General features: G+C 66.2%; 29 protein-coding genes and 1 pseudogene. 9 read left to right on the top strand and 21 right to left on the bottom strand.

Annotated features, from left to right (window positions below):
• Positions 1-34: 34 nt before the first annotated feature.
• From dmpE to ACN8ZM_RS29815, 11 genes are all read right to left on the bottom strand, one after another.
• Positions 35-817 (bottom strand): 2-oxopent-4-enoate hydratase, encoded by a 783-nt coding sequence (gene dmpE, locus ACN8ZM_RS29765; RefSeq protein ID WP_420211556.1) that lies wholly within the window; start codon positions 815-817, stop codon positions 35-37.
• Positions 818-845: 28 nt separating this feature from the next.
• Positions 846-2,357: a 2-hydroxymuconic semialdehyde dehydrogenase gene (locus tag ACN8ZM_RS29770; protein WP_420211557.1), complete on the bottom strand. Its 1,512-nt coding sequence runs from the start codon at positions 2,355-2,357 to the stop codon at positions 846-848.
• A 102-nt stretch (positions 2,358-2,459) separates the two neighbouring features.
• The gene (locus ACN8ZM_RS29775) at positions 2,460-2,909 is read right to left on the bottom strand and encodes a GlcG/HbpS family heme-binding protein (protein ID WP_420211558.1); all 450 of its coding nucleotides are present in this window, start codon (positions 2,907-2,909) and stop codon (positions 2,460-2,462) included.
• A gap of 21 nt (positions 2,910-2,930) precedes the next feature.
• Positions 2,931-3,875, bottom strand: a complete 945-nt coding sequence (locus ACN8ZM_RS29780) for a catechol 2,3-dioxygenase (RefSeq protein ID WP_043178953.1) — start codon at positions 3,873-3,875, stop codon at positions 2,931-2,933.
• Positions 3,876-3,893: 18 nt separating this feature from the next.
• Positions 3,894-4,250: a 2Fe-2S iron-sulfur cluster-binding protein gene (locus ACN8ZM_RS29785; RefSeq protein ID WP_205822904.1), complete on the bottom strand. Its 357-nt coding sequence runs from the start codon at positions 4,248-4,250 to the stop codon at positions 3,894-3,896.
• Position 4,251: 1 nt separating this feature from the next.
• The gene (locus tag ACN8ZM_RS29790) at positions 4,252-5,316 is read right to left on the bottom strand and encodes an NADH:ubiquinone reductase (Na(+)-transporting) subunit F (RefSeq protein ID WP_420211559.1); all 1,065 of its coding nucleotides are present in this window, start codon (positions 5,314-5,316) and stop codon (positions 4,252-4,254) included.
• 25 nt (positions 5,317-5,341) lie between these two features.
• Positions 5,342-5,698 carry a phenol hydroxylase subunit P4 gene (locus ACN8ZM_RS29795; protein WP_043178960.1) on the bottom strand — a complete coding sequence of 119 codons (357 nt, stop codon included), beginning with the start codon at positions 5,696-5,698 and terminating at the stop codon, positions 5,342-5,344.
• A gap of 80 nt (positions 5,699-5,778) precedes the next feature.
• Positions 5,779-7,329, bottom strand: a complete 1,551-nt coding sequence (locus ACN8ZM_RS29800) for an aromatic/alkene/methane monooxygenase hydroxylase/oxygenase subunit alpha (RefSeq protein ID WP_043178962.1) — start codon at positions 7,327-7,329, stop codon at positions 5,779-5,781.
• 38 nt (positions 7,330-7,367) lie between these two features.
• Positions 7,368-7,637, bottom strand: a complete 270-nt coding sequence (locus ACN8ZM_RS29805) for an MmoB/DmpM family protein (RefSeq protein WP_043178963.1) — start codon at positions 7,635-7,637, stop codon at positions 7,368-7,370.
• A gap of 35 nt (positions 7,638-7,672) precedes the next feature.
• Entirely contained in the window at positions 7,673-8,668 is a 996-nt protein-coding gene (locus ACN8ZM_RS29810; RefSeq protein WP_420211560.1) for a phenol hydroxylase, read from the bottom strand.
• Positions 8,669-8,684: 16 nt separating this feature from the next.
• Positions 8,685-8,897, bottom strand: coding sequence for a phenol hydroxylase subunit (locus ACN8ZM_RS29815; protein ID WP_366918937.1), 213 nt, complete (start codon positions 8,895-8,897; stop codon positions 8,685-8,687).
• A 304-nt stretch (positions 8,898-9,201) separates the two neighbouring features.
• Here ACN8ZM_RS29815 and ACN8ZM_RS29820 point away from each other — a divergent pair, with 304 nt between their 5' ends.
• Positions 9,202-10,890 (top strand): sigma 54-interacting transcriptional regulator, encoded by a 1,689-nt coding sequence (locus tag ACN8ZM_RS29820; protein ID WP_420211561.1) that lies wholly within the window; start codon positions 9,202-9,204, stop codon positions 10,888-10,890.
• Between the two features lies 1 nt (position 10,891).
• A complete protein-coding gene (locus ACN8ZM_RS29825; protein WP_420211562.1) occupies positions 10,892-11,647 on the top strand; it encodes a GntR family transcriptional regulator in 756 nt (251 codons plus the stop codon).
• Positions 11,648-11,671: 24 nt separating this feature from the next.
• Here the strand turns inward: ACN8ZM_RS29825 and ACN8ZM_RS29830 are convergent, their stop codons facing one another.
• Positions 11,672-12,499, bottom strand: a complete 828-nt coding sequence (locus tag ACN8ZM_RS29830; protein WP_420211563.1) for a phosphate/phosphite/phosphonate ABC transporter substrate-binding protein — start codon at positions 12,497-12,499, stop codon at positions 11,672-11,674.
• Between the two features lie 301 nt (positions 12,500-12,800).
• Between ACN8ZM_RS29830 and ACN8ZM_RS29835 the strand changes: the two genes are divergently transcribed.
• From ACN8ZM_RS29835 to ACN8ZM_RS29845, 3 genes are all read left to right on the top strand, one after another.
• On the top strand, positions 12,801-13,826 hold the full coding sequence (locus ACN8ZM_RS29835; RefSeq protein WP_420211564.1) for a fatty acid desaturase: 1,026 nt from the start codon (positions 12,801-12,803) through the stop codon (positions 13,824-13,826).
• 111 nt (positions 13,827-13,937) lie between these two features.
• Positions 13,938-14,369 (top strand): hypothetical protein, encoded by a 432-nt coding sequence (locus ACN8ZM_RS29840; RefSeq protein ID WP_420211565.1) that lies wholly within the window; start codon positions 13,938-13,940, stop codon positions 14,367-14,369.
• 152 nt (positions 14,370-14,521) lie between these two features.
• Positions 14,522-15,724: a benzoate/H(+) symporter BenE family transporter gene (locus tag ACN8ZM_RS29845; protein WP_420211566.1), complete on the top strand. Its 1,203-nt coding sequence runs from the start codon at positions 14,522-14,524 to the stop codon at positions 15,722-15,724.
• A 367-nt stretch (positions 15,725-16,091) separates the two neighbouring features.
• Here ACN8ZM_RS29845 and ACN8ZM_RS29850 read toward each other — a convergent pair whose 3' ends face one another.
• From ACN8ZM_RS29850 to ACN8ZM_RS29860, 3 genes are all read right to left on the bottom strand, one after another.
• Entirely contained in the window at positions 16,092-16,712 is a 621-nt protein-coding gene (locus tag ACN8ZM_RS29850; protein WP_420211567.1) for a type VI secretion system amidase effector protein Tae4, read from the bottom strand.
• Between the two features lie 3 nt (positions 16,713-16,715).
• Positions 16,716-17,270: a PAAR domain-containing protein gene (locus tag ACN8ZM_RS29855; protein ID WP_205822890.1), complete on the bottom strand. Its 555-nt coding sequence runs from the start codon at positions 17,268-17,270 to the stop codon at positions 16,716-16,718.
• A 228-nt stretch (positions 17,271-17,498) separates the two neighbouring features.
• Positions 17,499-17,630 (bottom strand): hypothetical protein, encoded by a 132-nt coding sequence (locus ACN8ZM_RS29860; RefSeq protein ID WP_420211568.1) that lies wholly within the window; start codon positions 17,628-17,630, stop codon positions 17,499-17,501.
• Here ACN8ZM_RS29860 and ACN8ZM_RS29865 point away from each other — a divergent pair.
• Positions 17,566-17,721 (top strand): annotated as a pseudogene (locus ACN8ZM_RS29865) (benzoate/H(+) symporter BenE family transporter); the annotation flags it as partial. The gene ACN8ZM_RS29860 and the pseudogene ACN8ZM_RS29865 sit on opposite strands and share 65 nt — an antisense overlap.
• Before the next feature lie 25 nt (positions 17,722-17,746).
• On the opposite strand, the gene ACN8ZM_RS29870 reads toward ACN8ZM_RS29865, so the two are convergent.
• Both ACN8ZM_RS29870 and ACN8ZM_RS29875 read right to left on the bottom strand, forming a co-directional pair.
• On the bottom strand, positions 17,747-18,634 hold the full coding sequence (locus ACN8ZM_RS29870) for an NAD(P)H-binding protein (RefSeq protein WP_420211569.1): 888 nt from the start codon (positions 18,632-18,634) through the stop codon (positions 17,747-17,749).
• A gap of 363 nt (positions 18,635-18,997) precedes the next feature.
• A complete protein-coding gene (locus ACN8ZM_RS29875) occupies positions 18,998-19,915 on the bottom strand; it encodes a helix-turn-helix domain-containing protein (protein WP_420211570.1) in 918 nt (305 codons plus the stop codon).
• Positions 19,916-20,109: 194 nt separating this feature from the next.
• On the opposite strand from ACN8ZM_RS29875, the gene ACN8ZM_RS29880 reads away from it, so the two are divergent.
• Positions 20,110-20,310, top strand: coding sequence for a hypothetical protein (locus ACN8ZM_RS29880; RefSeq protein ID WP_420211571.1), 201 nt, complete (start codon positions 20,110-20,112; stop codon positions 20,308-20,310).
• A 39-nt stretch (positions 20,311-20,349) separates the two neighbouring features.
• On the opposite strand, the gene ACN8ZM_RS29885 is transcribed toward ACN8ZM_RS29880, so the two are convergent.
• Positions 20,350-21,303 (bottom strand): LysR family transcriptional regulator, encoded by a 954-nt coding sequence (locus tag ACN8ZM_RS29885; RefSeq protein ID WP_043178984.1) that lies wholly within the window; start codon positions 21,301-21,303, stop codon positions 20,350-20,352.
• Positions 21,304-21,403: 100 nt separating this feature from the next.
• On the opposite strand from ACN8ZM_RS29885, the gene ACN8ZM_RS29890 reads away from it, so the two are divergent.
• On the top strand, positions 21,404-22,762 hold the full coding sequence (locus ACN8ZM_RS29890) for an NAD(P)/FAD-dependent oxidoreductase (protein WP_420211572.1): 1,359 nt from the start codon (positions 21,404-21,406) through the stop codon (positions 22,760-22,762).
• Positions 22,763-23,094: 332 nt separating this feature from the next.
• Entirely contained in the window at positions 23,095-23,529 is a 435-nt protein-coding gene (locus ACN8ZM_RS29895) for a phosphatase (RefSeq protein ID WP_043178987.1), read from the top strand.
• 305 nt (positions 23,530-23,834) lie between these two features.
• Here the strand turns inward: ACN8ZM_RS29895 and ACN8ZM_RS29900 are convergent, their stop codons facing one another.
• From ACN8ZM_RS29900 to ACN8ZM_RS29910, 3 genes are all read right to left on the bottom strand, one after another.
• A complete protein-coding gene (locus ACN8ZM_RS29900; RefSeq protein ID WP_420211573.1) occupies positions 23,835-24,365 on the bottom strand; it encodes a YcxB family protein in 531 nt (176 codons plus the stop codon).
• A 229-nt stretch (positions 24,366-24,594) separates the two neighbouring features.
• A complete protein-coding gene (locus ACN8ZM_RS29905; protein WP_420211574.1) occupies positions 24,595-25,275 on the bottom strand; it encodes an alanyl-tRNA editing protein in 681 nt (226 codons plus the stop codon).
• Between the two features lie 36 nt (positions 25,276-25,311).
• Positions 25,312-26,331: a sterol desaturase family protein gene (locus ACN8ZM_RS29910; protein ID WP_420212688.1), complete on the bottom strand. Its 1,020-nt coding sequence runs from the start codon at positions 26,329-26,331 to the stop codon at positions 25,312-25,314.
• Positions 26,332-26,382: the final 51 nt, after the last annotated feature.

Here is a 26,382-nt window from a genome sequence, read left to right on the forward strand (position 1 = left end):
TTCCTCGTTTGCCAGTAAAGGGGAACGGCGCCGCTCACGCGAACCGCACCGAACATGCGCCGATCCCGCCGATCGACACGCGGAAGTTGTCGCCGGGCCCGGCCGGCGCCATCGCGGCGAGCGCGCCGGACAGGATCACTTCGCCCGCTTTCAGCGGAATGCCGAGCCGGCCGAGCGTATTGGCGAGCCACGCGATTGCGTTGACCGGCGAGCCGAGCGCAGCCGCGCCGGCGCCGGTGCCGATCACGTCGCCGTTCTTCTCGAGCACCATCCCGCAGGTCGCGAGATCGACGCGGCGCGTGCTCACCGCCTGGTCGCCGAGCACGAACACGCCGCACGACGCGTTGTCGGCCACGGTGTCGCCGATCCGGATCTTCCAGTCGCGAATCCGCGAATCGACGATCTCGAAGCACGGCATCACGCATTCGGTCGCGGCCAGCACCATCGCGTTCGTCACGCCGGGCCCGAGCAGGTCGCGCTTCAGCACGAACGCGATCTCGCCTTCCGCCTTCGGCTGGATCAGCGTGTCGAGCGCGATGCACGCGCCGTCGCCGTAAACCATCCCCGACAGCAGGTAGCCGAAATCGGGCTGGTACACGCCGAGCATGTCCATCACGGCTTTCGACGTGACGCCGATCTTCTTGCCGATCACGGTTTCCCCGGCGTCCAGGCGACGCTGCACGAAGCGTTGCTGGATCCGGTACGCGTCGTCGACCGACAGGTCCTCGTGCTGCGACGTCAGCGGTGCGATGGGCGTGCGCGAGGTCATCGCGTCGTACAGCCGGTCGCCCAGCGTGGTAATCAACGTGGAGTCCATAAGAGTCTTCCGATCAGTAACGGGTGGGTCAGAGCTTGATGCAGACGTTGCGCAGTTCCGTGTAGAACTCGAGCGAATGCACGCCGCCTTCGCGGCCGATGCCTGATTGCTTCGCGCCGCCGAATGCCGTGCGCAGGTCGCGCAGGAACCACGAATTGACCCACGCGATGCCGACGTCGATCGACGCGGCGACACGATGCGCACGGGACAGGTTGGTGGTCCAGATCGCGGTCGACAGCCCGTACGCGTTCGCATTCGCACGGCCGATCACCTCGGCTTCCGAATCGAACGGCATCACGAGCGTGCACGGCCCGAAGATCTCGTCGCGCGCGATCGGCGAATCGTCGCCGAGGCCCGTCCAGATCGTCGGCTGCACCCACGCGCCGTCGCGCAGGTCGTCCGGCATGTCGGGCACGCCGCCGCCCGTCACGACCGTCGCGCCGAGTTCGGCCGCCTGGCGGTAGTACGACAGCACCTTGTCGCGGTGCTCCTGGCTGATCAGCGGGCCGATGCCGGTCGTGTCCGCGTCCGGTCGGCCCGGCCGCAGCCGTTCAGCGCCGGCCTTCAGCGCGGCGACGAAGCGCTCGAACAACGGACGCTCGACATACACGCGCTCGGTGCCGAGGCACACCTGCCCCGCGTTCGCGAAGCACGAGCGCAGCGTGCCCTCGACGGCCGCGTCGAAATCGCAGTCGGCGAACACGATCGCCGCGTTCTTGCCGCCCATCTCGAGGCTGACGGGCCGCGCGCCGTCGGCGGCCGCCTTCATGATCGCCGCGCCGGTGCGCGTCTCGCCGGTGAACGTGATCGCGTTCACGCCCGGATGGGTCGTCAGGAATTCGCCGGCCGAGCCGGGCCCGAAGCCGTGCACGACGTTGTAGACGCCGCGCGGCACGCCCGCTGCGTTCATCACTTCGCCAAGCAGCGCGGCCGTCTGCGGCGTTTCCTCCGACGGCTTCACGACCACCGTGTTGCCGCACGCGAGCGCGGGGCCGACCTTCCACGTCATCAACAGCAGCGGCAGGTTCCACGGGCAGATCACGCCGACCACGCCGACCGGACGGCGGATCGCATAGTTGAGCGCGCCCGCGCCGTCCGGCGTCGCCATTTCGAAGGTTTCGCCCGGCACGTTCTTCACGACGTCGGCGAACACCTTGAAGTTCGCCGCGCCGCGCGGGATGTCGATATGGCTCGCGAGGCTGACCGGCTTGCCGGTGTCGGCCACTTCGGCTTCGAGAAAGTCGTCGAAGCGGCGCGTGATGCCGTCGGCCACCGCATACAGGATCTCGACGCGCTGCGCGACGGTCAGGCCGCCCCACGGCCCCGACAGCGCCGCGCGCGCCGCCTGCACGGCCGCGTCGACGTCCGCGCGGCTCGCTTCGGCCACGCGGGCGATCACGGCGTTGTCGAGCGGCGAGCGCTTGTCGAACCAGCGATCGCCCGCGCGATAGTCGCCGTCGATGAAGTTGCGGACGCGCCGCGGTTCCGGCTGCCCGCCGGCGGGGCCGCGTGTCGCGGCGAGAGGTTCCGTGTCGTACATGATGTGGTTGCCGATAGTCGTGAATCCGTGATCCGGTGCGGTCGCGAAGGACGTTCGTGAAGAACGTCCGCGCGCCGCGTGCCGTGTTTCGTCTGTCGCCCGTCACCCGCCGCCGACGCCGGCCGCGTCGAGCCCCGCGCGGGCGCAGCGCTCGTCCTGCACCTCGCTGCCGCCCGATACGCCGATGCCGCCGATCAGCGCGCCGTCGTCGACGATCGGCAGCCCGCCGCCGAACGCGACGAAGCGCGGGCGCAACACGAGCCCCTGCCGCACGGCCGCCGAATGCGCGGCCAGCGCGTCGTGCCATGCACCGGTCGGCAAGCCGAAGCTCGCGGCCGTGTACGCCTTGTCGATCGCGATGTCGATCGAATGCAGCGGCGCGCCGGGCATTCGCACGAATGCCGCGAGCAGGCCGGCCGCATCGACGACGGCGACGTTCACGCGCACGCCGAGCCGCTCGGCGGCCTCTGCCGCCGCCTGCGCGGCGCGCGACGCGACGGGCCAGTCGATCGTGCGCGTGACGACGCTGCGGGTCGAATCGTTGCAAGCCATGACGCTGCGCTCCTGTGCGAGTCAGGTGTAGACGGTCGTGAACGCTTCGTTCAGTTCACCTGAATGGAAGAAGATCCCGCGCCCGAGCTCGTCCTCGGTCCACGTCGTGACGGGGCGATCGGGCTGCGCGAGATAGCCGAGCCCCGCGAAGGTTTCGTTGCGGTTGCCGCTCGGATCGAAGAAATAGATGGTCGTGCCGCGCGTGATGCCGTGCCGCGTGGGGGCGACGTCGATCTTCACCTTGTTCTTCGCCATCACGTCGGCCGACTTCAGCACGTCGGCCCAGTCGTCGAGGAAGAACGCGATGTGATGCAGCCCGTTGCGCGGGCCGCCGACGAACGCGATGTCGTGCGGCGTCGAGCTGCGGAACATCCACGTCGCGGCCTGGATCGTGTTGCCCGGGCCGACCATGACCTGCTCGGCCAGGTGGAAGTCGAGGCACTCGGCCATGAAGCGCGTGTTCTCCTCGACGCGGTTCACGCCGGCCTCCGGGTTCAGCTCGCACATCAGCAGGCAGTGGTCGAGCCAGTGCACGGCCGAACCCGGAATGTCGTCGGGCCACGGATCGGGATTCAGCGAGCCGACCGCGGTGCCGACCAGCTCCTTCTTCGCGAACAGGCGCAGCTCGTGCCCGCTCGGCAGCAGGAAGCGCAACTGGCGGCCCACCGCCGGCAGTGCGCCCTCGGGCAACATCTCCGTCGGGATGCCGTACGCCTCGATACGCTGCTGCAACGCGTCGAGATCGGCGTCGTGCTCGACCTTGTAGGCCGCATGCTTGAGCCCCGCCTGATCGGACGGCGACAGGATCAGCGAATACCGGTCCCATTCGTCCCAGCATTTCAGGTAGACGTTGCCGGCCGCGTCGCGCATCGTCTCCTGCATGCCGAGCACGCGGATGTAGTGACGCAACGCCGCTTCCATGTCCATCACCTTCAGATTGACATGACCAATACGCATCACACCCATGGTGAGTCTCCTCCTTGGTTACTTGTTGAGATCCGGCGTCCCGGCGCACGCCGAGCCGCAGAAAAACGGCTTTCTCAGCCGGCCCGCCACTTCCAGCTCGACGTCGCCGTCCGGCGCGACGCGGCACGCGAGCGCATAGCCGTCGAGTTCTTCGTCGGCGCTCACGTGCGCGCGGCTGATCGGCCCGAGCCGGTGCACCGCGCCGCGCAGCACACGCACCTTGCACACGCCGCACCCGCCGTTCAGGCACCCGACCGGAATGCCGCGCCGGCCGAGCTTCGCCATGCCGGCCAGCAACGATTCGCCGGACGCGCACGCATAGCGCTCGTCGGTCTGCGCGATCGTCACCGTGGCGCACACGCGCCCCGCGTCCATGTCACACCCGCCGGAACAGCGGGCTGCGCGTCTGTTGCGCGTCGGCCGCCGAGATGAACTTCTCGTGATAGATGTCGCGCTCGAACAGGCGGCCCTTCATCAGCGCGGTGATGCACGCGTCGATCATCGCGGGCGGCCCGCACAGGTACGCCTGATGACCCGAGAAGTCGCCGTCGAAATGCGCGTTCGCGACGTCGTGCACGAACCCCTGCGCGATTCCGCCGCCGGCATCGGCCGCCCCTTCGGACAGCGCCGGCACGTACGTGAAGTTCGGGTAACGCTCGGCGAGCGCACGGAATTCGTCGTGGTAATAGAGTTCCTTCGCGTTGCGCTGGCCGTAGACCAGCGTGATCGGCGCGGTGACGCCGCTCGCGAGCAGGTCCGCGATCATCGAGCGCGGGCTCGACAGGCCCGATCCGCCGGCCATGAAGATCATCGGCAACGCGGCCGAGCGGCGCACGAAGAAGCGGCCGTACGGGCCCGACAGCCGCACGCGGTCGCCGGTCGCCAGCTGCTCGTGCAGGTAGCCGGTGCCGAGCCCGCCCGGCACCTGCCTGACGTTCAGCTCGATCTCGCCGGTGGCGGCCACGTCGGCCGGTGAATTCGCGATCGAGAACGCGCGGCTTTGCCCGAGCCCCGGAATCTCGAGCTGCACGTACTGGCCGGCCTGGAAATGGATCGGCTGCGACAGCTTCAGGCGGATCGACTTGATGGTCGGCGTGAGCGCGTCGATGCGCGTGACGTCCGCCGCGAAGTCCTTGACGGGGATGACCTCCGCGTCCGGCTCCTCGTCGACGTCGGCCTCGATCACGGTGTCGGCCTGCAGCGTCGCGCAGCACGCGAGCGCCTTGCCTTCCTCGCGCTCGAAGTCCATCAGCGCGAACGGGTTCGCGTCGCCGAGGTCGGTCTCGCCGTCGAGCACCGCGACCTTGCAGGTGCCGCACAGCCCGTGACAGCACGCGTGCGGAATGTAGATGCCCTGGCGCAACGCCGCGTCGAGCATCGTCTGTCCTTCCTCGACCTCGATCGTGACGCCCAGCGGCTCGATGGTTAGTTGGTGGCTCATGATGGTTCGCCCGTCCGCGTCGCGGTCAGAAGCTCGCGCCGCCAAGGCCGTCGAGGCCCGGCGTGCGGAAGCTGATCAGGTCCTTGTGCCCGAGGCCGTTGCCGGCCAGGCTCTTCGCCGTGTCCGGCGTCCACGGCTCGCCGGAGCGGAACCACTCGACGCGATCCCAGTCGATCTTCGCGAAGTCCGGGTGGTAGCCGTAGACGGGCGGCAGCACGTCGCGCGCGAGTGCGCCGAACGGCAGGTCCGGCGGCAGCGGCAGGCAGAACGGCGCCGGAAACATCAGGTGGTCTTCCCAGCACACGTAGAGCAGCGGTGCCGGAAACTTCCCGACCGCGTCCTTGATCGGGAAGTCGTAGGGTTTGAGCGCGATGACGGCCATGCTTGTCTCCTGTCGGCCGGCGTTCGCGCGTTCGCGCGCGCGCCGGTCTCGTTCAAGGTTGCGTAGGTGTTGCGTATCGATCAGTTGCTCGTGGCCTGGCCACGCCATGCCGCGAAGTTCTTCTGGTCTTCCGAGCCTTCGAAATCGAGGTTGTCGCGGCCCATGCCCACCGCGTAGTAATCGAGTACGGCGGCGAGCGGATCGAAGCCTTCGGCGCTCGGGTCCGCATCGGGCGGAAAGCAGTTGCCCTGGTGGATCTGGTGCACGGGCAACCACGCCTGCACGTACTTCTGCGGTTCGTGATCGAAGATTTCCTTGCAGTGATCGCTGCAGAAATGGAACTTGTTGCCGAGGTAGTTCGATTCGCGCGCGCCGATCTTCCGCGGGTTGCCGGGCTCGGTGAACAGCATCGGGATCTGGCAGGTCTGGCACAGCATCGGCAGCGTCTTCATGTAGAAGCGGTTGCCGGCCTTCGCCTGCTCGCCCCAGTGGTCGAAGCGCGGGCGGTAGTAGCGGTCGAACGAGTCGGGATACTTCGCGGACAGCCACGCCATCTCGTCCTCGGCCGGCACCCACGTGTGGAACGCGGACGCCGCGTTGAAGCCGTAGAACGTCGACCATGCCTGGTGGCTGATGTGGTCCTTGCCTTCGCATGCGTCCTGCCAGCCCTTCGGCTCGCGGATGCCGTAGCGCGCGAGATCCTTGAACAGCGCGCCGCCGTTCTGCTCCGCGTACATTTCCCACGACTCGCGCCAGCTCATCACGCGCTTCGGCTGCATGTAGTCCATCATCATCGCGACGAGCGTCAGCAGCCGGTAGCCGCGCCAGAACCACTTGTCGATCCAGCGCTGCACGATCGGCACGTTGTCCGGATCCTGTTCGAGCAGGAACTTGATGCACTCGATGCCGAGGGTCATGTGGCGCGATTCGTCCGACTGCGCGGAGAAGCCGAACGTGACGGTCGACATGTCGCCGTTGTAGGCCGCGCCCGACATGAACGGCACGAACAGCAGGTTCGTCAGCACGTATTCGAACGAGAAGCTCACGGCGGTCAGGAATTCGAACGGCCCCGACGAGTACGCATCCTCGAAGAACGACTTCGGCACCGACAGGTACCAGACGCGGTCGAACCAGTGGTTCGAGTGATGGAACCCGTTGAAGAACTTGTTGTACGTCGACATCGCGTGCGTTTCGGTCTGGTAGTGCCGCAATTCGTCGATCGACTGCATCTGGCACGCGATGCGCGCGCCCTCGCCGGTGAAGTGCCGGCCGACGTGCGCGAAGCCGCGATGCGCGAGGTATTCGAGCGGCGTCACGCCCTGGATGAACAGCTTCAGTGCGTTGATGTAGCGCGCATCGGTCACGCCGAGGAACGCGTTGTTCTGCGTGAACGCGTCGATCACCGCGTACAGCTTCTTTTCCTTCTCGCCCTGGTATTTCCAGTACGCGTCCATGGTCAGGCGAAACGGGTCGACCCACTTGTCCCAGTCGTGAATCTTGATGCCCTCGTAGCGGTCGTACGGGAAGACCTTGTCCATCGGCTGGTAGGTCGTCTCCCAGCCGAGGCCGCGCGTCATCGCCGCGTAGCGGTCCTTCAGGCCGAGTTTTTTCTTGAGCGTTGGCGTGTCCATTCGTGTCTCCGGTGTTGTCGGTGCGCGTGGCGCGGCGTTCAGTGCGACCAGCTCAGCGTGAACTGATCGTCGTCCTCGTCGATGTGGCCGGACAGCGTGATCAGGTTGACCTGAAGCTGCTGCAGGTCGAAGCGCGTGCCGGTCAGTTCCTCGATCGTTTCGCGGCGGATCGTCAGCCGGTCGGGCGAATCGATCTTGACCATGCCGGGCGACTCGACCACCACCGCGAGCGGGTTGTCGGCGACGATCGCCTCGACGATTGGTCTGGACTCCTCATTGGCCTGGAAGGCGATGAATACGTTGGACATGCTGGTTTCCTGGGTGAAAGGTGGGCGGCCCGGCGTCAGAGCGCGAGGCCGAGCTTCGCGACACGCGCGTGGAACTGTTCCCGCACTTCGTCGAGCGCGGCGCGGCCGTCGTCCTGCAGCGCCAGCGCCGCCACCGGCGCGAGTGCCGCGTCGGCCCGCGCGGACCAGTCGCGCGTCCAGCGTGCCAGCAGCGCGCGGTTGTCGTCGGATTCGGACGCCATCGTCTTCACGACGGCATCGATCCAGCGGTTCGATTCGGTGTGCCATTCGGGCATGAACGCGGTCAGCATCGCCACCGCCGTGCCGCCCGCGAGCGCGATCCGTTCATCGACGAAGCGGTCGTACACGAGCGGGTACAGCAGCCCGTCGAGCGCCAGGTTCTGCGCGACGAACAGTTCGACCGGATCGGCAATCACCAGCGTGTCCTCGACATAACGCCGCAGCGGCTGCCACGCGGCGCCGCTCGTCCACGCCGCCTTGGCGGTGTCGAGCACGTCGGGCTCGGCCATCGCGAGTGCGAGCCGCGTGAGGTACTGCGCGACCCCGAGGTTGTCCATCGCATGAAACATCGCGGGCGCCGTGAACGCGGTGCCGTAGCCGAGCGCGCAGACTTGCGCGTTGTTCATGTTCGCGCCCCAGGCCGCGTGGCGCAGCGGCACCAGCACGTCGAGCGCGTGCGCGGCGACGTCGTCGCGCATCAGGCCGATCATCCGGCGCGACTCGACGAACTCGAAGTTCGCTTCCATCGTGTCCTGCTGGCGCGCCCGCGTGGTCGCCCACGACGCGTAGTAGAACTGGCGCGGGTCCTTCAGCGCGTACCAGTTCGCCATCCGGATCGCCGAACGCGACGCGTCGAAGATCTCGTAATCGGGATCCCACGTCGGGCGGTAATGGAAGTTCGCCTGGGGCTGCGCGCCCATCATGCCTTCCTGGTAGCGCGTCGCCGTCTTGTCGCCGCCGATGTTCTGCGCCACGTGCGCAAAGGTGTGCCGGAGCGGCTTGATGTCGACTGTCTTCAGCTCGATGGTCACTTCTTGCTCCTCAAGGTCATGGGTTCGCTTCGACGTCCAGCCGCGTGACCTGCTGTTCGCGGCAGAACGCGTCGAAGGCGGCAGGAGGCAACGTCAGCTCGACGCACAGCTCCGGCGCACCGCCGATCGACAACTCGAATTCGACGAAGCCGCGCGGGTTCGTGCCGGTGACGCGGACGCACTTGCGGCCCGGGTCGAGTGGGGAAAGATCGGGTTCGGTTGGATTCATGATCGGTGTCGCCTCCATGCCGTCCTTCAATGCAGCATCCGTGCCACGCGCGGCCGGTTCCGCAAAAAATCTCGATAATTCAGGGAAAGCCCTGACGCAAAGTTAAAATTCGCGAACCACAATGGCGGTTAACCAGAAGGGAAAACGCGCCCGAGCCATTGCGCCAAACGCCTGATTCGGCGGCCCTCTTCATCATTTGAGCAACCCGGCGGTACGCATTTGATGAAATGATCAAACGGTCGCCCGGGTTGGGGCGCCGCTTGCGGAAATTTCGAAAATCACGAGAAATCTCGACGGAGGAGACATGACGCGGCCCAGCCTGCCCCCCTTGCCGCCGGACACCGACCTGCGCAAGCTGATCCATTTTTCGGCGAGCGACGGCCGCATCTGGCTCGCCGGACAGCGGATGGTGCTGCTCCATGCCGGCGCGCTGGCGACGCTGCGCCAGGAGTTGATGGAAAGCGTCGGGCCCGCGCAGACGCGGCGGTTCTTCACGCGCGTCGGCTTCGCCGCCGGCGAACGGGACGCCGCGCTCGCCCGCGAGATCCGCAGCGGCGCGTCGCTGTTCGACATGTTTCATGTCGGCCCGCAGCTGCACATGCTCGAAGGCGCCGTGCAGGTCACGCCACTGCGCTTCGAGGCCGATCCCGCGACGGGCGCGTTCTATTGCGAATACCGCTGGGAACATTCATGGGAGGCCGACGTGCACCGTCGCACGTTCGGGCCGCAGCCCGAGCCGGTGTGCTGGATGCTGATCGGTTATGCGACCGGCTATACGAGCGCGTTCATCGGCCGGACGATCCTGTTCAAGGAAACGAGCTGCGTCGGCATGCACGACCCGCACTGCACGATCGTCGGCAAGCCGGCCGAGGAATGGCCCGATGCCGAGGAAATCTCGTCGTGGTTCAAGGCCGATTCGCTGATCAACACGATCCGCGACCTGCAGACCGAGGTCGAGTCGCTGCGCCTCGAGATCGCACCCGACGATGGCCGCACGCGGCTCGTCGGACGCTCCGACGCGTTTCGCGCCGCCTATGCGCTGCTCGAGACTGCCGCGCCGACCAAGGTGGCCGTCCTGCTCACCGGCGAGACGGGCGTCGGCAAGGAGCGCTTTGCGCGCGCATTGCACAGCCTCAGCCCACGCGCCGCCAAGCCGTTCGTCGCAATCAACTGCGCGGCCATTCCGCACGCGCTGATCGAGTCGGAACTGTTCGGCGCGGAGAAAGGCGCCTTCACGGGCTCGCAGGTCGCGCGGGCCGGGCGCTTCGAGCGCGCGAACGGCGGCACGCTGTTCCTCGACGAAATCGGCGAGCTGCCACTCGACGTGCAGGCCAAGCTGCTGCGCGTGCTTCAGGAAGGCGAGGTCGAACGGCTCGGCGCGACCGACGGCAGGAAGGTGGACGTGCGCGTCGTCGCGGCGACCAACCGCGATCTCGAACAGGCCGTGCGCGACGGCACCTTCCGCGCCGACCTCTACTACCGGATCAACGTCTACCCGGTGCTGATTCCGCCGCTGCGCGACCGGCAGGACGACATCGCGCTGCTCGCCGACGCGATGCTGGAACGCTTCGCGTCGCTGCACGGCAAGCCGGCGCCCACGCTGACCGACTACGCGTACGACGCACTGCGCGGCTACCGGTGGCCCGGCAACGTGCGCGAGCTCGAGAACCTGATCGAGCGCGCGGTGATCCTGTCGCGCCCCAACCGGCCGGTCGACGCGAAGGACCTGTTCCCCGGTGTCGGGCTGCCTGGCGGCGCGACCGTCGACCGTGCGGGGCAGATCAAGCCGGCCGCCGCGCTATCGATCGACTGCGCGACGATCCTCGACCAGTTGCAGGGTGGCGGCGGACTCGACGGCCTCGAGCGCGCGCTGCTGCACGAGGCCGTCGATCGCGCGAACGGCAACCTGTCGGCCGCCGCCCGCCTGCTCGGGCTGACGCGCGCGCAGCTCAGCTATCGCCTCAACCGCAAACAGGATTCGGAGGACGCGTGACATGAATACCATCCTGCCCACCCACCCGTTCACCGACGCACTGCCCGACGACACGCCGCCGGCGATCGAGCCGGCCGCCGACGACGCAGTCGAACCGCATGCCCGCACGCTCAGCGAGCATGCGTACCACCAGCTTCGCCAGCACATCATCGAGGGGCACTACCCGCCCGGCGCGAAGCTGCGCGTCGAGCACCTGAAGAACGTGTACGGCGTCGGCGCGGGCACGCTGCGCGAGGCGCTCACGCGGCTGGTCAGCGATGCGCTGGTCGTCGCCGAAGGGCAGCGCGGATTTCGCGTCACGCCGATGTCGGTCGACGATCTCGAAGCGATCACGCGGCTGCGCATCCATATCGAGGTCGATGCGCTGCGCGAATCCGTGCGGCGCGGCGACGATGCGTGGGAACAAAGAGTGCGGCAAAGCTTCGAGATGCTGTCGGCCTGGGAGCAGCCGGTATCGATCGAACACCGGACCGCGTGGGAAGCATGCAACCGGCGCTTTCACGAAGCGCTGATCTCGGCAGCCGCGACGCCGTGGACTTACCTGATCCTGCGCATGCTGTCGCAGCAAAGCGAACGTTACCGGCGCGTGTGCATCGGGCTCGGCGATTCGAAGCGCGACGTGCATGCGGAGCACAAGTGCCTGTTCGACGCCGCGATGCGGCGCGCCGATGCGCGCGCGGCGCTCGCGCTCGAAGACCATATCGGCACGACGCTCGCCGTCGTGCGCAACGCGCCGCCCGGCACGCTGCCGTTCTAGCGCTTCAACGCGCGCTCGCGGCGCTCAGGCCAGCGCGGGATAACCGTGCGCGGCTGCCTGCTGCTCGAACCGCGCAATCCTGTCGTAGTCGGCTGGCGACAGCCGTTCGAATCCCTTCAGCCGCAGCACGCGCGCCCGTTCCGCATCGGCCGTCACTGCGTGATCGAGCGCATCCTGCAACGCAGCGACCTGTGTGTCCTCCAGTGCCCGCGAGGCGATGAACGGTAACCCCGGCGCGGATGCGGTCATCCCGATGATCCGGATGCCCTCCAGCAATTCTGGCAGTGCATCCCTCACGTATGCGAACGTCACGCAGTCGATCGCCGCGCAATCGGCGTCCTCAGAAGCCAGCGCACGCAGTACGTTCAGGTGCGAGCCGAACGCCGCCACCGATCCGAAGAATCGTCCGTCGTGCGCATGCGGCGCAACCGCATACCGGAGCGCGTTCATCCCGCTGTGCGAATCTCGACCGTTGAATGCGGCCCGCAGCCCCCGGCATGCGGCGAGCGTCGTCGCGCCGCCCGCATGCGCACGTGCCGACACGACCAGCACGCTGCTGTAGTGCGCGCCGTCGCAGCCGTCGGCATCGAACGAGGGTGTCGCGATCAGTCGCACGACATCGCGCAGGCCCAGCATCCGGTACGGGTAGCCGCAGGTCTGCGACAGCAGCAGATCGTCGCGCCGCCACAGCGCGTGAAGATCGTCGAAGGATTCATCGGGAAGCGTGACATCGGTGGCGGGCCCGCCCGCGTTTGCGAACGCATCGAGTGCATCGCGCAGCAGTGCGCGCCACAGTGCGTCGTGGCGCGGCGTCACGTTGTACATCGGCAGGGCGGCGATCCATGAGCTCATGCGGGCATTCTACGCATCGACGCTCGCGTAGCGGAACGCGGTTCGATCGCGCCAAAACAGGGGCTGAACGTGGCACGGCACGCCCGAAGCTTATCGGCCCCGCGACGATAAGCAAATCCGAATCGATTGGTTGGCCGCGCGGCGCGATCCCGGTACCGTCCTGATGCCTGCTCGCGCATCGCCACCGCGCGTGATGCCGGACAGGCCGACCGTGATCCGCGAGACACCTGCGCACCCGGGCCGAGCTTGCCGGTTCAACCGCGCGTTCCCCGCACCGCCCGTTCAATCCCGCCTCAACGCCATGGCCGAATACTTCGACGTCGACCACGCGCGTGCGATCGCCGCGCTCGACACCCGCTTCACCGCCCGCACCGAGTGGCCGACCTGGCTGCTGGTCGTCGCGATCTACGGCGGCTGGCTCGCCGTGCTGCTGCTCGTGCGCGACGGCACCCTGTCGCGCGCGGCCGCGACGCCGCCGCTGATCCTGCTCGGCGCCTGGCACCTGTCGCTGCAGCACGAGCTGCTGCACGGCCACCCGACGCGCTCCGCGCGCATGAACAAGCTGCTCGGCTACCCGCCGCTGACGGTCTGGTATCCGTACACGCTGTATCGCGACACGCATCTCGACCATCATCGCGACGAAGACCTGACCGTGCCGGGCGTCGATCCCGAAACGAATTACGTCACGCGCGAGCACTGGGCGCGGCTGCCGCGCTGGCGCCGCGTGCTGACGCTCGCACGCAAGACCTTCGTTGGACGCTTCATCGCCGGGCCGCCGCTGAGCATCGCCGCGATGGGCGTCGACGCTTTTGCCGCGTTCCGGCGCGGCGATTTCCGCTACCTGCCGATGTGGGCGACGCACGTCGCCTGCGTGGTTGCGCTGCTCGCGTGGCTGCAGTGGGCGATCGGCATCCCGTGGTGGTATTACCTGCTCGCGATCACGTGGCCCGCGTTGTCGATCGCGATGATCCGCTCGCTGTACGAGCACCGCGCCGCGCCCCATCCGAAGGCCCGCATCGCGATCAATGAAGCCGGCTTCGCGATGCGCCTGCTGTATCTCAACAACAACTACCACCTCGTCCATCACGACCTGCCGAAGCTGCCGTGGTACGACCTGCCGCGCGCGTACCGGATGCGCCGCGACGCGTATGCGGAGAAATGCGGCGGCTTCGTGATTCGCGGCGGATATCGCGAACTGCTGGCGCGCCATGCGTGGACGCCGACCGATACGCCCGTGCATCCGTTCGAGCGGGGCACGGCGTCGTTGTCGACGGGGCGGGGCGCGAAGGTGGCGGTGGTCGACGAGGTGTTGCAGGTCAGTACGTGACCCTGGAGCGATCTTCGTCGTCGCGGCGAAAACGCGCCGATCCCGCCGCTTCCGGTACAGTCTCCACCGGGAAAACGGGCCACGGACATCCGGCAGGAGGAGACGTCAAGCATGCACGCACCAGAATCGACATCACGCACGCGTAACGGGATCCGGCGCGTCCTGGCGGCCCTGCTGCTGACCCTGCTTCCACTGACCGGATTCGCGGAAGGCACGGTCGGATTCCGCGACGACATCCTGCCCCTGTTCCGCAACAAGCCGGCGCTGGAGCGCTTCGTTCTGGCAACCTTCGAGATGCGCGGCGCCGCGGTCGGCATTCGCATCTCGGGTGCCGCCATCCCCGGTTTGTCCGGCGCGAGAATCGGCCCCTACACGGTGCCCGTCGACTGGCGCGATCACGGCAAGCCGGTTCCCGCCACGCTGACGATCTACACGACGCAGATCTTTTACGACAGCCACGGCCGCACGCTCGAAGGCGATCTGACACAGGCGGTCAAGGTCGTGGAGCAAGTCGATTCGATCTCCGTCGATCCGGCTCGCTAACGGCCGACACCTTACAAAATACCGACGACACCGCTCACACCCGCGCATTGCCAATTGCGTCGGCAATGCCCAGAATGACGGCTCGTCCGGGGCTTCCAACAATCATTCGCCCCGGCTCTGCCCCCGGCCGCGCGCCGCACTTCCCCACGACGATGCAACCGAACACCCCGCCCGGCACGATCCGCGCGATCGGCAACGACTGGTCCGTTTCCGCGATTACCGCGGGCTTTCTCGCGGTGCTGATTTCCTATGCGGGCCCGCTCGCGATCTTCTTCCAGGCCGCACAGGCCGCCCATGTGTCCGACGCGATGGTGTCGTCGTGGGTCTGGGCGATCTCGATCGGCGCGGGCGTATCGGGCCTGTTCGCGAGCTGGAAGCTGAAGGTGCCGGTCATCACCGCGTGGTCGGCGCCCGGCACCGCGCTGCTCGTCGGCCTGTTTCCGCAACTGACGCTCAACCAGGCCGTCGGCGCGTACCTCACGGCCGCGCTGATCATCCTGCTGATCGGCGTGACCGGCTATTTCGACCGGCTCGTCCGCCATATTCCGCGCGGTATCGCGTGCGGGATGATGGCCGGCATCCTGCTGCCGTTCGGCACGCATGCGTTCGCCGCCGCGTCGGAGCAGCCCGCGCTCGCGTTCGGGATGATCGCGGCCTACGTGATCTTCAGGCGCCTGCTGCCGCGCTACAGCATCGTGCTCGTGCTGCTCACGGGCGCCGCGCTCGCGACGCTGCTCGGGATGACGCATCTCGGCAACGTGTCGGCGAGCCTCGCGCACCCGATCTTCATCGCGCCCGAATGGACGCTCGGCACGACGCTCAGCCTCGCGCTGCCGCTCGTCGTCGTCAGCCTCACCGGCCAGTTCCTGCCGGGCATGACGATCCTGCGGGTGTCCGGCTATCACACCCCCGCGCGGCCGATCATCACGGCGACCAGCGTGATGTCGCTCGTGGTCGCGTGCTTCGGCGGGATCACGATCGTCGTCGCAGCGATCACGGCCGCGCTGTGCACCGGCAAGGACGCACACGAGGACCCGGACCGGCGCTACATCGCCGGGCTCGCGAACGGGGCGATCTACCTGGTCGGCGGGCTGTTCGCGGGCACGATCGTCACGGTGTTCTTCGCGCTGCCGAAGGCATTCGTCGCGATCCTCGCGGGGCTCGCGCTGATCGGTGCGATCGGCGCGAACGTACACGGGATCTTCGAGGACGAAAACCACCGCGAGGCGTCGCTGATCACGTTCCTTGCGACCGCGTCGGGCATGACGTGGCTCGGGCTCGGCTCCGCGTTCTGGGGAATCGTGATCGGGTCGTTTTCGTATGCGGTACTGAACAAGGTGCGGCGACCGGCGTGATGCGCAACGCCAGTCGCAGCCTCGGCTAGTCAGGTGTGCAATATGCGCACGCACAGAAACGCCAAGAGCCAATGGGCAGCGACCACGCCAACGAGATATCCGGCAATGACGAGCGGCGGGCGGCGCCGCGCAAACAGGTAGAAACCCAACGCTGCAAACAGAATCATCGGGCCAAAGACGTATGAGAACAGTTTGATCGTACTCTGTATGGTTATAGCGCAAGCATCCACGCCGCCGCCACACTCGCCCGCGCGCGGGACGCAGAGGCTCGAAAAGACTGAGCACAAGTAACTGTCAATCAACGTCCATATGACAACACTAGCGACGCCAGTGAGCCCGAATCCTGCGGTCCCAAAGAAACGGCGCATTACTTGATTTCCCAAAAGAGTATCTGCTTGGAGTTGCGCAGGTCTGACCAACCGAAATCCGTGTCGGGGAGAAGTTCGTGCAGGCCGAAAACTCTGCCGAACGTTGATATCACACCAGGCACACTGCTGATCGTCATTCGCGAACCGTTCCACAAATCTATGTGGCCACCACTCGCATTCGCGGTCGATTCGCCGTCGCGCGTCCAGTACCTGGAGAACTGTATGATACCGGTGCGCCCCTTGACCTTCGACTCCCATTCCGACCCAGTGATGTCCTCTGCTTTGGGAAGACCGGCGAAGGGCTGCAGCTGCAACCATTTTCCCATCTCTTCGGCACGCGTTGCGGTCGGTTTATCATCGAGAAAGATTCGGCCGATAGTCTTTGCACCCGACACGGGCTTTATCGTCTTCGAGTTGAATGACTTCATGCCAACGCCTACGCGATGCAATGTGACGCTCATCCGAATGGCGCATTGATTTGTGTAGGCGGGGTTGTCATATGGCTTTCCCGAGGGGAAGTTATCCCAAAGCTCTTTAAACGTGACGCCTGAAAGAGGTACTTCCCTCTCTGAACCTTGCGTGTTGTTCGAACGGATTTTGATTGGCTTAGGGTGTGGCACGTGTCATTCTCCGTGTTGCTTCACGAGAGCGTCATCACCCCAATAGATGGTGTAGTCGTCGGAGTTGTCACCGGTGTGGATGCGGGGAAGCCGGCCGCTCGCGTCAAGCCTCCCGTAATGCACGCGGCCATCCGAAGTTTCGATGTAGTACGGCATGCCTTCCGTCGCATGCTCGGTCGCCTTCACGCGTTCGTCGTATGCGCCTTTCTTGACCGATGCGACGCCACCGGTTGCCGTGCGGCTCGAAACGACTTCCCCGAGGCCCTTTAGCCCATCACTGCACCATGCTTCGCCGGCAAGTGAAGCCATGATATGCGGAGGCGCCGAGCAACCGCACAGTACGATGTCTTGGTCTAGTGCGACCTCGCCTTGAAACTTGAGCCGATACGGACCACCCGCCTTTGCGATGATACCGGTGTCTTTGCATGCCTCGCAGAATGCGCTTCCGCCAATCAGAGCTGCTTGATGCCCATGAAAAAGAAACGGTGGTCCGCTGTATGGCTGAATTGCCCCACCACTTGAAAGACTATCGCCAACAACTGCAATGCGTCGCTTCATTGACTGATCCTTTCGAAAATGTCAATCCTAATCGCGTCACGCATCGACTCATCTCAATAACATTCGTACTACATAAAACATAAACGCCCCGTGCCGGGGAGTATCTGACGCACGGCGCTTCGTTACTTCGACGCCGGCGTCCTGAACCTGCCCTGCGACCGGACCAGCAGCGGCGCATGCCCTACACGCGCCGCCTGCAAGCGGTTACTTCGTTTCCCTGGCAACCGATCACATCCCGTCGCCCCAATCGTCCTCCAGACTCACCGACACGATTTCGCCATGTTCGTACAGGGCGATCTTCGAGGACGAAAACCACCGCGAGGCGTCGCTGATCACGTTCCTTGCGACCGCATCGGGCATGACGTGGCTCGGGCTCGGCTCCGCGTTCTGGGGAATCGTGATCGGGTCGCTTTCGTATGCTGTACTGAACAAGGTGCGGCGACCGGCGTGATGTGCAATGCCAGTCGCCAGCGCCGTTACCGCGCGTGCTGGCGCACCAGTTGTGCGAGTGCGTCGGTCAGCGTCGTCGTCCCGTAAAGCCGCTCCGACACACCGTCCTCGACGTCGATCTGCCCGGCGTTGTGCACGTCGTACAGATCGACGATCAACTGCGCATGGCGTTCGCTGAGGCCCGCGCGCAGCAGCGTCGCGGCCCAAGTGTCGCGCGGCAGTTCATGCGCGACGATTGCCCGGCCGGCCGCTGCGCCGAGCGTATCGGCAATCGCCGTCACGCTCACCCGCCGCGGCCCTTCGACACTGACGATGCGCGGCCCGTTGCCGCGTTCTGGCGCATCGACCAACAACCGCGCCGCGACGACGCCCACATCCGGCGCCCAGACCGTCGGGAACACCTTGCCGACCGGATGGTGAAAGCTCGGCAGCACGCCGGTGCCGAGCGCGACCGGCAGGATGCGCGCCCAGTTCTGCAGATGCTCGGCCGAACGCAGCAGCGTCAGGTGCGTCGGGATCGCCTTCAGCCGTTCCTCGAAGTGATGAAACAGGCGGGTGATGCCCGTATTGCCGTCACGCTCCGCGCCGTAGTCCGACAGCGCGAGCAGCACCGGCGGCGGGGTGGCGGCGAGCGCGGCGGTCGCGACATCGATCGTCCGCGTCATCGTCGCGGCCGGATCGGGGTCCGCGACGGGTACCGGGCACAGTATCTGCACGGCCCGCGCACCGTCGATCGCCGCAGCAATCGCGTTCGCGTCCGTCAGCTCGGCGATCACGACGTCGCAGCCGAGCTGCGCGAAACGTTCACGATGGCGTGCGTCGCGCAACACCGCGCGCACGGGATGGCCGGCGTTGCGCAACGCCGTCACGGTCGACTGGCCGACGTTGCCGGATGCACCGAAGATCACGAACACGATTCGCTCCTGAGGGGGTGAAGGTGGGGTGATTGTCGGGTTGGGCGGAGGGAACGGCGCGCAGGGAGGGATGAAACCAGCAGGAAAGGATGATGGGTTTGGGGGCGGCGGCCATGCGAGTCGTCCGCTGCCTCGCTAGTCGCTTCGCGTCCTGCGGTCTGCCGATGACGGGCAACGACGACACACTGGCGATGGATGAGCCGCTCACGCCCAAGGCGCTGCGCTTCAGGAGGCTCGTCGAGACCGGGGACAGTGCAGCGCTTTCTGGATGAGGACGATCGCGGTCATTGTCCAACAGCCTGTCGGACAAGGGCCGCGAGATCCGAAGCGACAACGCATATCCCGCGCGGCGCCATCGCTCCGCTATGCCCCACTCCCGCTGCCCTCGCCGTCATAAGCCAGCCGCAGCCCGCCCCGCTCGCCCGACCGCGCAATCTCGGTCGGCGTCGCACCCAGCACGCGATTCATCCAGTTCGCCATGTGGCTCTGGTGTGCAAACCCGGCTTCGAGCGCGACCTGGCTGATGCTGAGCCGGCCTTCGAGCAACAACGCCTTCGCGCGCTCGACCCGGCGCCGCACGACGTACTGGTGCACGGGCATCCCGAGCGTTTCACGGAACAGCACCTTGAAGTGCGGCACGCTGATCGACACGAGCGCCGCGAGTTCGGCCAGCGTCATGCGCTGGTCGAGGTTCGCTTCGACATAGTCGATCACGCGCGCGGCCGCTTTCGGCGCGAGGGTGCGGCGACGCTCGCGAAACGCCGGCTGGCCGTCGACCAGTCGCGCGACGAGCGCCGTGCACAGGCTTTCCGCATAGAGCGGATCCGACGCGTCTTCCGCTTCGAGTTCGGCGGCCATCGCCCACGCGATGTGCTGCAGGCGCGGATCGCGCACCTGCAGCCGGCGGCGGATCTGCCCCTGCGACGGCTTCAGTTCGAGTTGTTCGACGGTCCGCCGCACGAACGTGTCGGTAAGCGCGATATGGAGGATCCGGCAGTCGGCGCTGTCGGTCCACTGGCCGGGCAGGCCGGCCGGAATCACGTCGACGTCGCCATGTGCCTGGATGCGCGACACGCGCTCGCCGTCGCACGCGCAATCCGCGCGGACGGGCGGCCCGATATGCACGCCGATCCGGTGATGGTCGGCCGCCGGAATCCGGTAGGTGCCCGCGCGAATCTCCAGCAGCGACGCGCCGAAGCCCTGCCAGCCGAGCCCGCGGCTGGTGCGCAGGCTGACCGGGACGCCGTTGTCCGTCGGCGCCGCGAGAATCGCATCGCTCATGGCCTTCCTCCCGTGGATGGGGATGTCGAACGCGCATTGTGACGCGTTTTCGGGCCGCCTGCCGGGCCTGCCGGGGGCACGCCCGGGCCGAGCAGAAAAAGATCATCCGTTTCTGCTCAGGGGCATCCTTGCGTGTGCGCCGGCGGGCGCGGCGCCGCTTACGATGGCCCCATCCGACACCTACGGAGACCGTCATGCCCCATCAATGCCTTGCGCAACGCGTCGCGCTCACTGCGTCCTCGCCTTCCGCCACGCCCCGCCCGTCATCAGGCCCCCGCTCCCGCAACGACCGCACCGCGATCGCCGCCTGGTGCCGGCGCGTCGTCGGCTGGTACCGGCTCGAACGGCTGCTCGCATCGATCCCCGACAGCAACGACGATTTCGGGCTCGTCTGACCGGCCACGCAGCCGGCGTCGTTCGACCCAGTACGCCGCCTACTTGCGCCGCCGCTCGTGCGGCGCCACCGTCGCGCCGTCGATCACCGGCGCGCCCTGCTTGATCAGGAAATCGCGGAACAAACCCGTGACCTGCGAGATCCGCCGGTCGGCGAGCGTGACCACATACCATTCGCGCTCGATCGGGTTGCCGGGGAACGGCAGTTGCCCGAGCAGCCCCGCGCGCAGTTCGAGTGCACACGCGTGCAACGACAGGAACGCAATGCCGAGCCCGGCTTCGGCCATCTGCTTGATGGCCTCGTTGCTCGACAGTTCGGAGCCCACATGGAAGCGGTAGCCGGCCGTCTTGAACAGGCTCTCGACGGTCGAGCGCGTGCCCGCGCCGCGTTCGCGCACGAGCAGGTGCGCGGATTCGAGATCCTTCAGCGCGACGCGCTTGCGCTGCATCAGCGGATGGCCGGGCGCCGCGACGAACACCATCGGATGCTTCGCGAACTCGACCGCGTGCGTGCGCAGCTCCTTCGGCGCGCTGCCCATCACCGCGAGATCGATTTCATGCGTGGCGAGCATGCGGATGATGTCGTCGCGGTTGCCGACCTTGAAGTACGTCTTCACATGCGGACGCGTCGCGGTGAATTTCACGAGCAGTGGCGGAATCAGGTATTCGGCCGTCGTGATCGCGCCGATCCGCAGCGTGCCGCCCAGATCGCCCGTCAACGCGGCCACTTCGTCGCCCGCTTCGGTCCACAGATGCAGGATCTCGCGCGCATAGCGCGACACGATCTCGCCGGCCGCGGTCAGCTGCACGCCGCGCCCCACCCGCTGCAGCAACGCGGCGCCCACCGCCTCCTCGAGCAGGCGAACCTGCAGCGACACGGCCGGCTGCGTCAGGTTCAGCTCCTCGGCCGCCCGCGACACGCTGCCGAGCCGCGCAATCATGTCCAGCGCCTTCAGTTGCCGGAACGTCGCGGTCTTTCCTATAAGTGAATACATATGAGTCGCTTATAAACATTAAATTGTTCGAGTGGGTTCGAAACTATATCGTCGGTTCTTGAGCAATGTCATCCGAATCGTCATCTAGCGGGAGCCCACCATGGACAACACCACGCCCAACCTTGCAACGGACCGCGCACCGCGCCTGCCGCGCATCGTGATCGTCGGCGGCGGCGCCGGCGGCCTGCACCTCGCCACGCGTCTCGGCGATACCGTCGGACGTCGCGGGCAAGCCGAAGTCGTGCTCGTCGACCGCTATCCGACGCACTTCTGGAAGCCGCTGCTGCACGAAGCCGCATCGGGCCATCGCGACCCGGCGTCCCACACGATCGAATACGCGGCGCAAGCGAAGCGCCACGGGTTCCGTTTCGTGCAGGGCGCACTGCAGCGGGTGGACCGCGCGGCACGCACGGCGACGATCGCGGCCGTGCAGGACGCGGACGGCACGGAGATCCTGCCGCAGCGCGAGCTCGGCTATGACGACCTCGTGCTCGCCGTCGGCAGCGTGACGAACTTCTTCAATGTGCCGGGCGCGGCGCGCCATGCACTGCCGCTCGAAAACCTCGACCAGGCCGAGGATTTCCGCCGGAAGTTCCTCGCGGCGTGCACGAAGGCGAATCACCTGGCCGAGCAGCAGCCCGCGCAGCGCGCGGCGCCGATCTGCATCAACGTGATCGGTGCGGGCGCGACGGGTGTCGAGCTGGCCGCCGCGCTGCGGCACGCGATCCAGCAGCTGACGACGTACCGCTTCAAGGCGCTGGTGTCCGCGCGCGACGTGCACATCCGGCTGATCGAAGGCGGCCCGCGTATCCTGCCGGCGCTCGACGAGCGGCTGTCCGGCAAGATGCACGCGCAGCTTCGCGCGCTGAACGTCGACGTGCTGACCGATACACGCGTGGCCGAAGTCGGCGCGGACGCCGTGACGACCGCGACCGGCGAACGGCTCGCAAGCGACATCACGATCTGGGCGGCCGGCGTGGCGGGCCCCGCGATCCTGCGGGAGATCGGCGACATCGCGCTCAATCGTTCGAACCAGGTGATCGTGACCGATACGCTGCAGACGCCGGACGACCCGCACGTGTATGCGTTCGGCGACTGCGCCGCATGCCCGACGGCCGGCGCGAGCGGCTTCCTGCCGCCGCGCGCGCAGGTCGCGTACCAGCAGGCCGTGTACCTGGTCAACGCGTTCGCGCGCCGCGTCGCCGGCAAGCCGGTGGCCGGCTTCACGTTCCACGATGCGGGCACCGTCGTGTCGCTCGGGCACGCGGGCGCCGTGTACCAGGCCGACCTCCGCGGGCGTTCGCGCTCGCTGATCGTCGACGGGCTCGCCGCGATCGGCCTGTACAAGTTCCTGTATCGCAAGCACCTGTTCAGCGTGGTCGGCGTGAAGCGTGCGCTGTTCCAGTCGCTGAGCCACTGGCTGCAAAGCCGCAACCAGCCGTCGATCAAGCTGCACTGATCGCGCCGGTTCGCGCGCAGTATCGCAAGACGGCATATCGGGCGTGCATCGCCCGGTATGCCGTTTTTTTTGGATGCACATGCACGGTGCGACGCATTCACTGCGTGCGCGAATCTGGTGCATCACATCGAAGACCGTCGATACGATGTCGTTCGCACGGAATACGACGTGCGACACGCATCCCGCGCCCACATTGGCTCGCCACCCGATTCATTAGCCAAATCGTATGGGTCGGATAAAAATATTAATTAGTCGTGTTTTCAGGATCGACGCTAAGGTGTGTGGCATTCCCGTCGGCGAACGGATCATCACGTCTCTGAAGAGGAATCACCGTGGTTATCGAAGCCATCGTCACCCGTCTCGACGCAGCATTCGCGCAAATCGAAGCAACACCGGACTCGCACGAATCGCGCCATCAACGCGACGCGATCATCCAGTGGCTCGACCGAGCATCGGAAGAAGGATATCGACTCGGTCTCGTCACGACGCTGCCGGCCGCACGGCTCAGCGACATGTTCGAAGGCCAGTTCGGCCGCGCGAACCTCGACCGCTTCTCGGTCGTCGTCACGGACGCCAATCAGCAGGACTCCGGATCAAACCAGCATCCTTTCGACGTCGCGCTGCAGGCACTCGGCGTGCCGCCCGAACGCGCGGTGGCGATCGCGAGCAGCGAACCGGAGCGCCGCGAAGCCGAGCATTTCGGGCTGTCGCGCTGCGTGAACATCACCGACACCGTGCGCTCGATCGCATCGGCCGGCCTGCACTGAACGCCTGCACACGGGCCGGCGGTGGCCGGCCTTCGGCGATCCGGCGGCGTCACGACGGAAAAGTCAATCTGCACGACGCGAGCATGGTATCTCGCCTATCTGCAGGATAACGCGCGCGAAACGGATTTCCAGGCCGCGTGCGGCGGTGCGAAGATCGCGCCAAGCAGCCACTTCTACGACTACAGAGGCTCGAAGCCGTGTTACGCGCATCCGTGAGGTGACGCGGCAGCCGCGTTCTGCAACAAGCACGTTCGAAACCCGGGCGACTCAACGCGTCCGGGCTTCAGCATGCACTCGCCCGCTCGCTAGATCTTGCGGACGCCGTTCTGAAGCAGCGTTCGGTGCAGCACGGCCAATTGCGGCTCCCCAAGCACCCGCTTCGGTATGAGGCGGAACATCACCACCGATTGGTAAAGCAGGACCACATAACGATCCTCGCTCCAGTGAACGAGATCGGCAAAGTGGAGTTCCTCGCGCGAAGTCGGTGATTCGACGATGAAACATTCGCTGCGCCAGACGACCGTGTGCGGCTGATGGAGTGTCTTTTGCTGGCTGTAGATCTTGCGGGCGGCACGAGGCAACATCAGATGATAGAACAGCGGCACGCCGATCGCGACCAACGCTGCAATGCCCGCGATCCACCAGACATTGCGCCATGCCGGCAAGATGTCGCTTGCCACCCGGAGGCCACCGAAAAAAAGGACGGTGTACGCAATCAACATGATCGCGAATGTCTTGAGCAGATATTTCCAGTTGTATCTGCGCCAAAGATTCAGACGGTAAGCGTGGACCAGATCTTCCACGGTCAATTGAAATACGATCTCGGTATCGCTCATGCGCGGGCTCGGAATGTTCGCTGTTTTTATGCTTGTACTGGATGTTTCACCGCAAGCGCCGCGATCCGGACAGTCGGCGATGCGTGCGCAGGGAGACCTGCAATCGAAGCCACACGAAATCGCCGGCCACTCGATGCATGGATCGTCAATATACATGCCCGGGACAAGCGCTTTGCCGAATCGCGTATCGGCGACGGCGTTCAGCCTTTCGAGCCCGCACTTCCGACGATCATGAAACCCGCTCGCCCCGCTGCCCGCCGGCCCTCTCCGGCTCGACCAGCATGACCTCGATCCGCTCCTTGCCCTTCCCGGTATTCCTGCGCTTGAGCGTCAGCATGCCGATCTCGCCGGTCGAGGCCGGGTGCGTGCCGCCGCACGCCATCGTCGCGAAGCCGTCGACCGTCCAGTATCGGCGTTGCGCGTCGACATCGCTGAAGTCGGTCACGATGCGCAGGTCGCGCATCGACAGATCGGCCGCGGCCGATTCGATCTCGGGAAACAGCGGCGCCACGCTCGTGTCGCTCGCGAAGTCGATGCGCGCCTTGTCCTGCCCGATATGCGCACCGATGCGCTCGATGCCGGGCCTGAGCCGATAGACCAGCTGCAACACCATTTCGGCCGCAAAATGCAGACGCATCAGCCGGTAACGGCGCGTCCAGTCGATGTGCCAGGTCACGCGATCGCCGACGCGCAGCGAATGATCGTGCGGTAGCGTATAGACGATATCGAGGCCCTGCTTGTCGGCCTGGATGACCGGAAAGCCGCCGAGCGACCCCGCGTCGCTTTCCTGCCCGCCCGAAAACGCAAAGAAGATGGTCGCGTCCACCCGCACGCGAGCGCCGTCGACGTGGCTCACGACGGTATCCAGCGTGGTCCGGTACGGATCGTCCCAGAATACTTTCTTCGTCATTGCCCGCCGTGCCTTTCGCCGAGGAAAGCTCGCAGGTTAGCCGGATCGCGTGCGGGTGGCTTGTACGATCTTGCGCCCTGGCGCCAGCGCCGCCTCGTCAGGCACGGCGCGCGCTGCTGCCGCAGTCGCGTCCTCGCCCTTGCGCTCGACACTCCACGTATGAATCGGCCGATGCCCCGGCCGCTCCCACTCGGGTGGCATCCACAGATGTTTCAGCCGCTGCAGGACGGGCCCGGGCGCGAACACGTCGCGCCACATGTCGACGAATTCGTGCAGGTTCAGCACCAGGAAGTTGTACGAACGAATCTGCTGCGTGATCCCGTAGTCGACCGGTTCCGTTTCCTCGACATACGTACCGAACAGGCGATCGAAGACGATCAGCACGCCGCCGTAATTCTTGTCGATGTAACGCGGATTGCGGCCATGATGCGCGCGGTGGTTCGACGGCGTGTCGAACACGTATTCGTACCAGCGCGGCAGCCGCCCGATCGCTTCGGTATGCACGAAGTACTGGTACGCGAGATCGACGGCGAGCAGGAACAGCACGACGGCGGGCGGGATGCCGAACCAGACCGGCGGCAGATAGAACACGAACACGCCGACGAACGCGTTCAGCAACGACTGCCGCATCGCCGTCGTGAAGTTCATCACTTCACCGCTGTGATGCGGCACGTGCGCGGCCCAGAACCAGCGCACGCGGTGCGACGTGCGGTGAAACCAGTAGTAGCAGAACTCCACGACGACGAAGATCGGCACGATCGAGAAGCCGTTCACCGGCACGTCGAACCAGCGGTGCCGGTAAACCCACGCGAAGATCGCGCCCGTGAACAGGAGCCCCATCACGGTCTCGGCCACCTGATAGCCGGCGCCGAGCGACAGGTTCGCGACGATCTCCTTCCAGCGAAACGGCTCGCGACGGCCGCGCCCGGTCATCACCGCGTATTCGATCGCGAACGCGATCAGGAAGACCGGCGTCATGCCGATCAGCAGCACCTGCTTCCAGTCCACGTCGTTCCCCAGGAACGCGTGGAGCCACGTCATCAACTCGGTCGGCATGGTCGCGGCCTCGATCAAGAACTGACCGGCAGTATGGTCGCGCACGGGTCG

This window comes from Burkholderia aenigmatica (assembly GCF_048627025.1).
In the GTDB taxonomy this organism is placed as follows: domain Bacteria; phylum Pseudomonadota; class Gammaproteobacteria; order Burkholderiales; family Burkholderiaceae; genus Burkholderia; species Burkholderia aenigmatica.

Bases quoted from the DNA above. Each gene is read 5' to 3' on its own strand.
- dmpE (WP_420211556.1), bottom strand. From the start codon at position 817: ATGGACTCCACGTTGATTACCACGCTGGGCGACCGGCTGTACGACGCG.
- ACN8ZM_RS29770 (WP_420211557.1), bottom strand. From the start codon at position 2,357: ATGTACGACACGGAACCTCTCGCCGCGACACGCGGCCCCGCCGGCGGG.
- ACN8ZM_RS29775 (WP_420211558.1), bottom strand. From the start codon at position 2,909: ATGGCTTGCAACGATTCGACCCGCAGCGTCGTCACGCGCACGATCGAC.
- ACN8ZM_RS29780 (WP_043178953.1), bottom strand. From the start codon at position 3,875: ATGGGTGTGATGCGTATTGGTCATGTCAATCTGAAGGTGATGGACATG.
- ACN8ZM_RS29785 (WP_205822904.1), bottom strand. From the start codon at position 4,250: ATGGACGCGGGGCGCGTGTGCGCCACGGTGACGATCGCGCAGACCGAC.
- ACN8ZM_RS29790 (WP_420211559.1), bottom strand. From the start codon at position 5,316: ATGAGCCACCAACTAACCATCGAGCCGCTGGGCGTCACGATCGAGGTC.
- ACN8ZM_RS29795 (WP_043178960.1), bottom strand. From the start codon at position 5,698: ATGGCCGTCATCGCGCTCAAACCCTACGACTTCCCGATCAAGGACGCG.
- ACN8ZM_RS29800 (WP_043178962.1), bottom strand. From the start codon at position 7,329: ATGGACACGCCAACGCTCAAGAAAAAACTCGGCCTGAAGGACCGCTAC.
- ACN8ZM_RS29805 (WP_043178963.1), bottom strand. From the start codon at position 7,637: ATGTCCAACGTATTCATCGCCTTCCAGGCCAATGAGGAGTCCAGACCA.
- ACN8ZM_RS29815 (WP_366918937.1), bottom strand. From the start codon at position 8,897: ATGAATCCAACCGAACCCGATCTTTCCCCACTCGACCCGGGCCGCAAG.
- ACN8ZM_RS29820 (WP_420211561.1), top strand. From the start codon at position 9,202: ATGACGCGGCCCAGCCTGCCCCCCTTGCCGCCGGACACCGACCTGCGC.
- ACN8ZM_RS29825 (WP_420211562.1), top strand. From the start codon at position 10,892: ATGAATACCATCCTGCCCACCCACCCGTTCACCGACGCACTGCCCGAC.
- ACN8ZM_RS29830 (WP_420211563.1), bottom strand. From the start codon at position 12,499: ATGAGCTCATGGATCGCCGCCCTGCCGATGTACAACGTGACGCCGCGC.
- ACN8ZM_RS29835 (WP_420211564.1), top strand. From the start codon at position 12,801: ATGGCCGAATACTTCGACGTCGACCACGCGCGTGCGATCGCCGCGCTC.
- ACN8ZM_RS29840 (WP_420211565.1), top strand. From the start codon at position 13,938: ATGCACGCACCAGAATCGACATCACGCACGCGTAACGGGATCCGGCGC.
- ACN8ZM_RS29845 (WP_420211566.1), top strand. From the start codon at position 14,522: ATGCAACCGAACACCCCGCCCGGCACGATCCGCGCGATCGGCAACGAC.
- ACN8ZM_RS29855 (WP_205822890.1), bottom strand. From the start codon at position 17,270: ATGAAGCGACGCATTGCAGTTGTTGGCGATAGTCTTTCAAGTGGTGGG.
- ACN8ZM_RS29860 (WP_420211568.1), bottom strand. From the start codon at position 17,630: ATGCCCGATGCGGTCGCAAGGAACGTGATCAGCGACGCCTCGCGGTGG.
- ACN8ZM_RS29875 (WP_420211570.1), bottom strand. From the start codon at position 19,915: ATGAGCGATGCGATTCTCGCGGCGCCGACGGACAACGGCGTCCCGGTC.
- ACN8ZM_RS29880 (WP_420211571.1), top strand. From the start codon at position 20,110: ATGCCCCATCAATGCCTTGCGCAACGCGTCGCGCTCACTGCGTCCTCG.
- ACN8ZM_RS29885 (WP_043178984.1), bottom strand. From the start codon at position 21,303: ATGTATTCACTTATAGGAAAGACCGCGACGTTCCGGCAACTGAAGGCG.
- ACN8ZM_RS29890 (WP_420211572.1), top strand. From the start codon at position 21,404: ATGGACAACACCACGCCCAACCTTGCAACGGACCGCGCACCGCGCCTG.
- ACN8ZM_RS29900 (WP_420211573.1), bottom strand. From the start codon at position 24,365: ATGAGCGATACCGAGATCGTATTTCAATTGACCGTGGAAGATCTGGTC.
- ACN8ZM_RS29905 (WP_420211574.1), bottom strand. From the start codon at position 25,275: ATGACGAAGAAAGTATTCTGGGACGATCCGTACCGGACCACGCTGGAT.
- ACN8ZM_RS29910 (WP_420212688.1), bottom strand. From the start codon at position 26,331: ATGCCGACCGAGTTGATGACGTGGCTCCACGCGTTCCTGGGGAACGAC.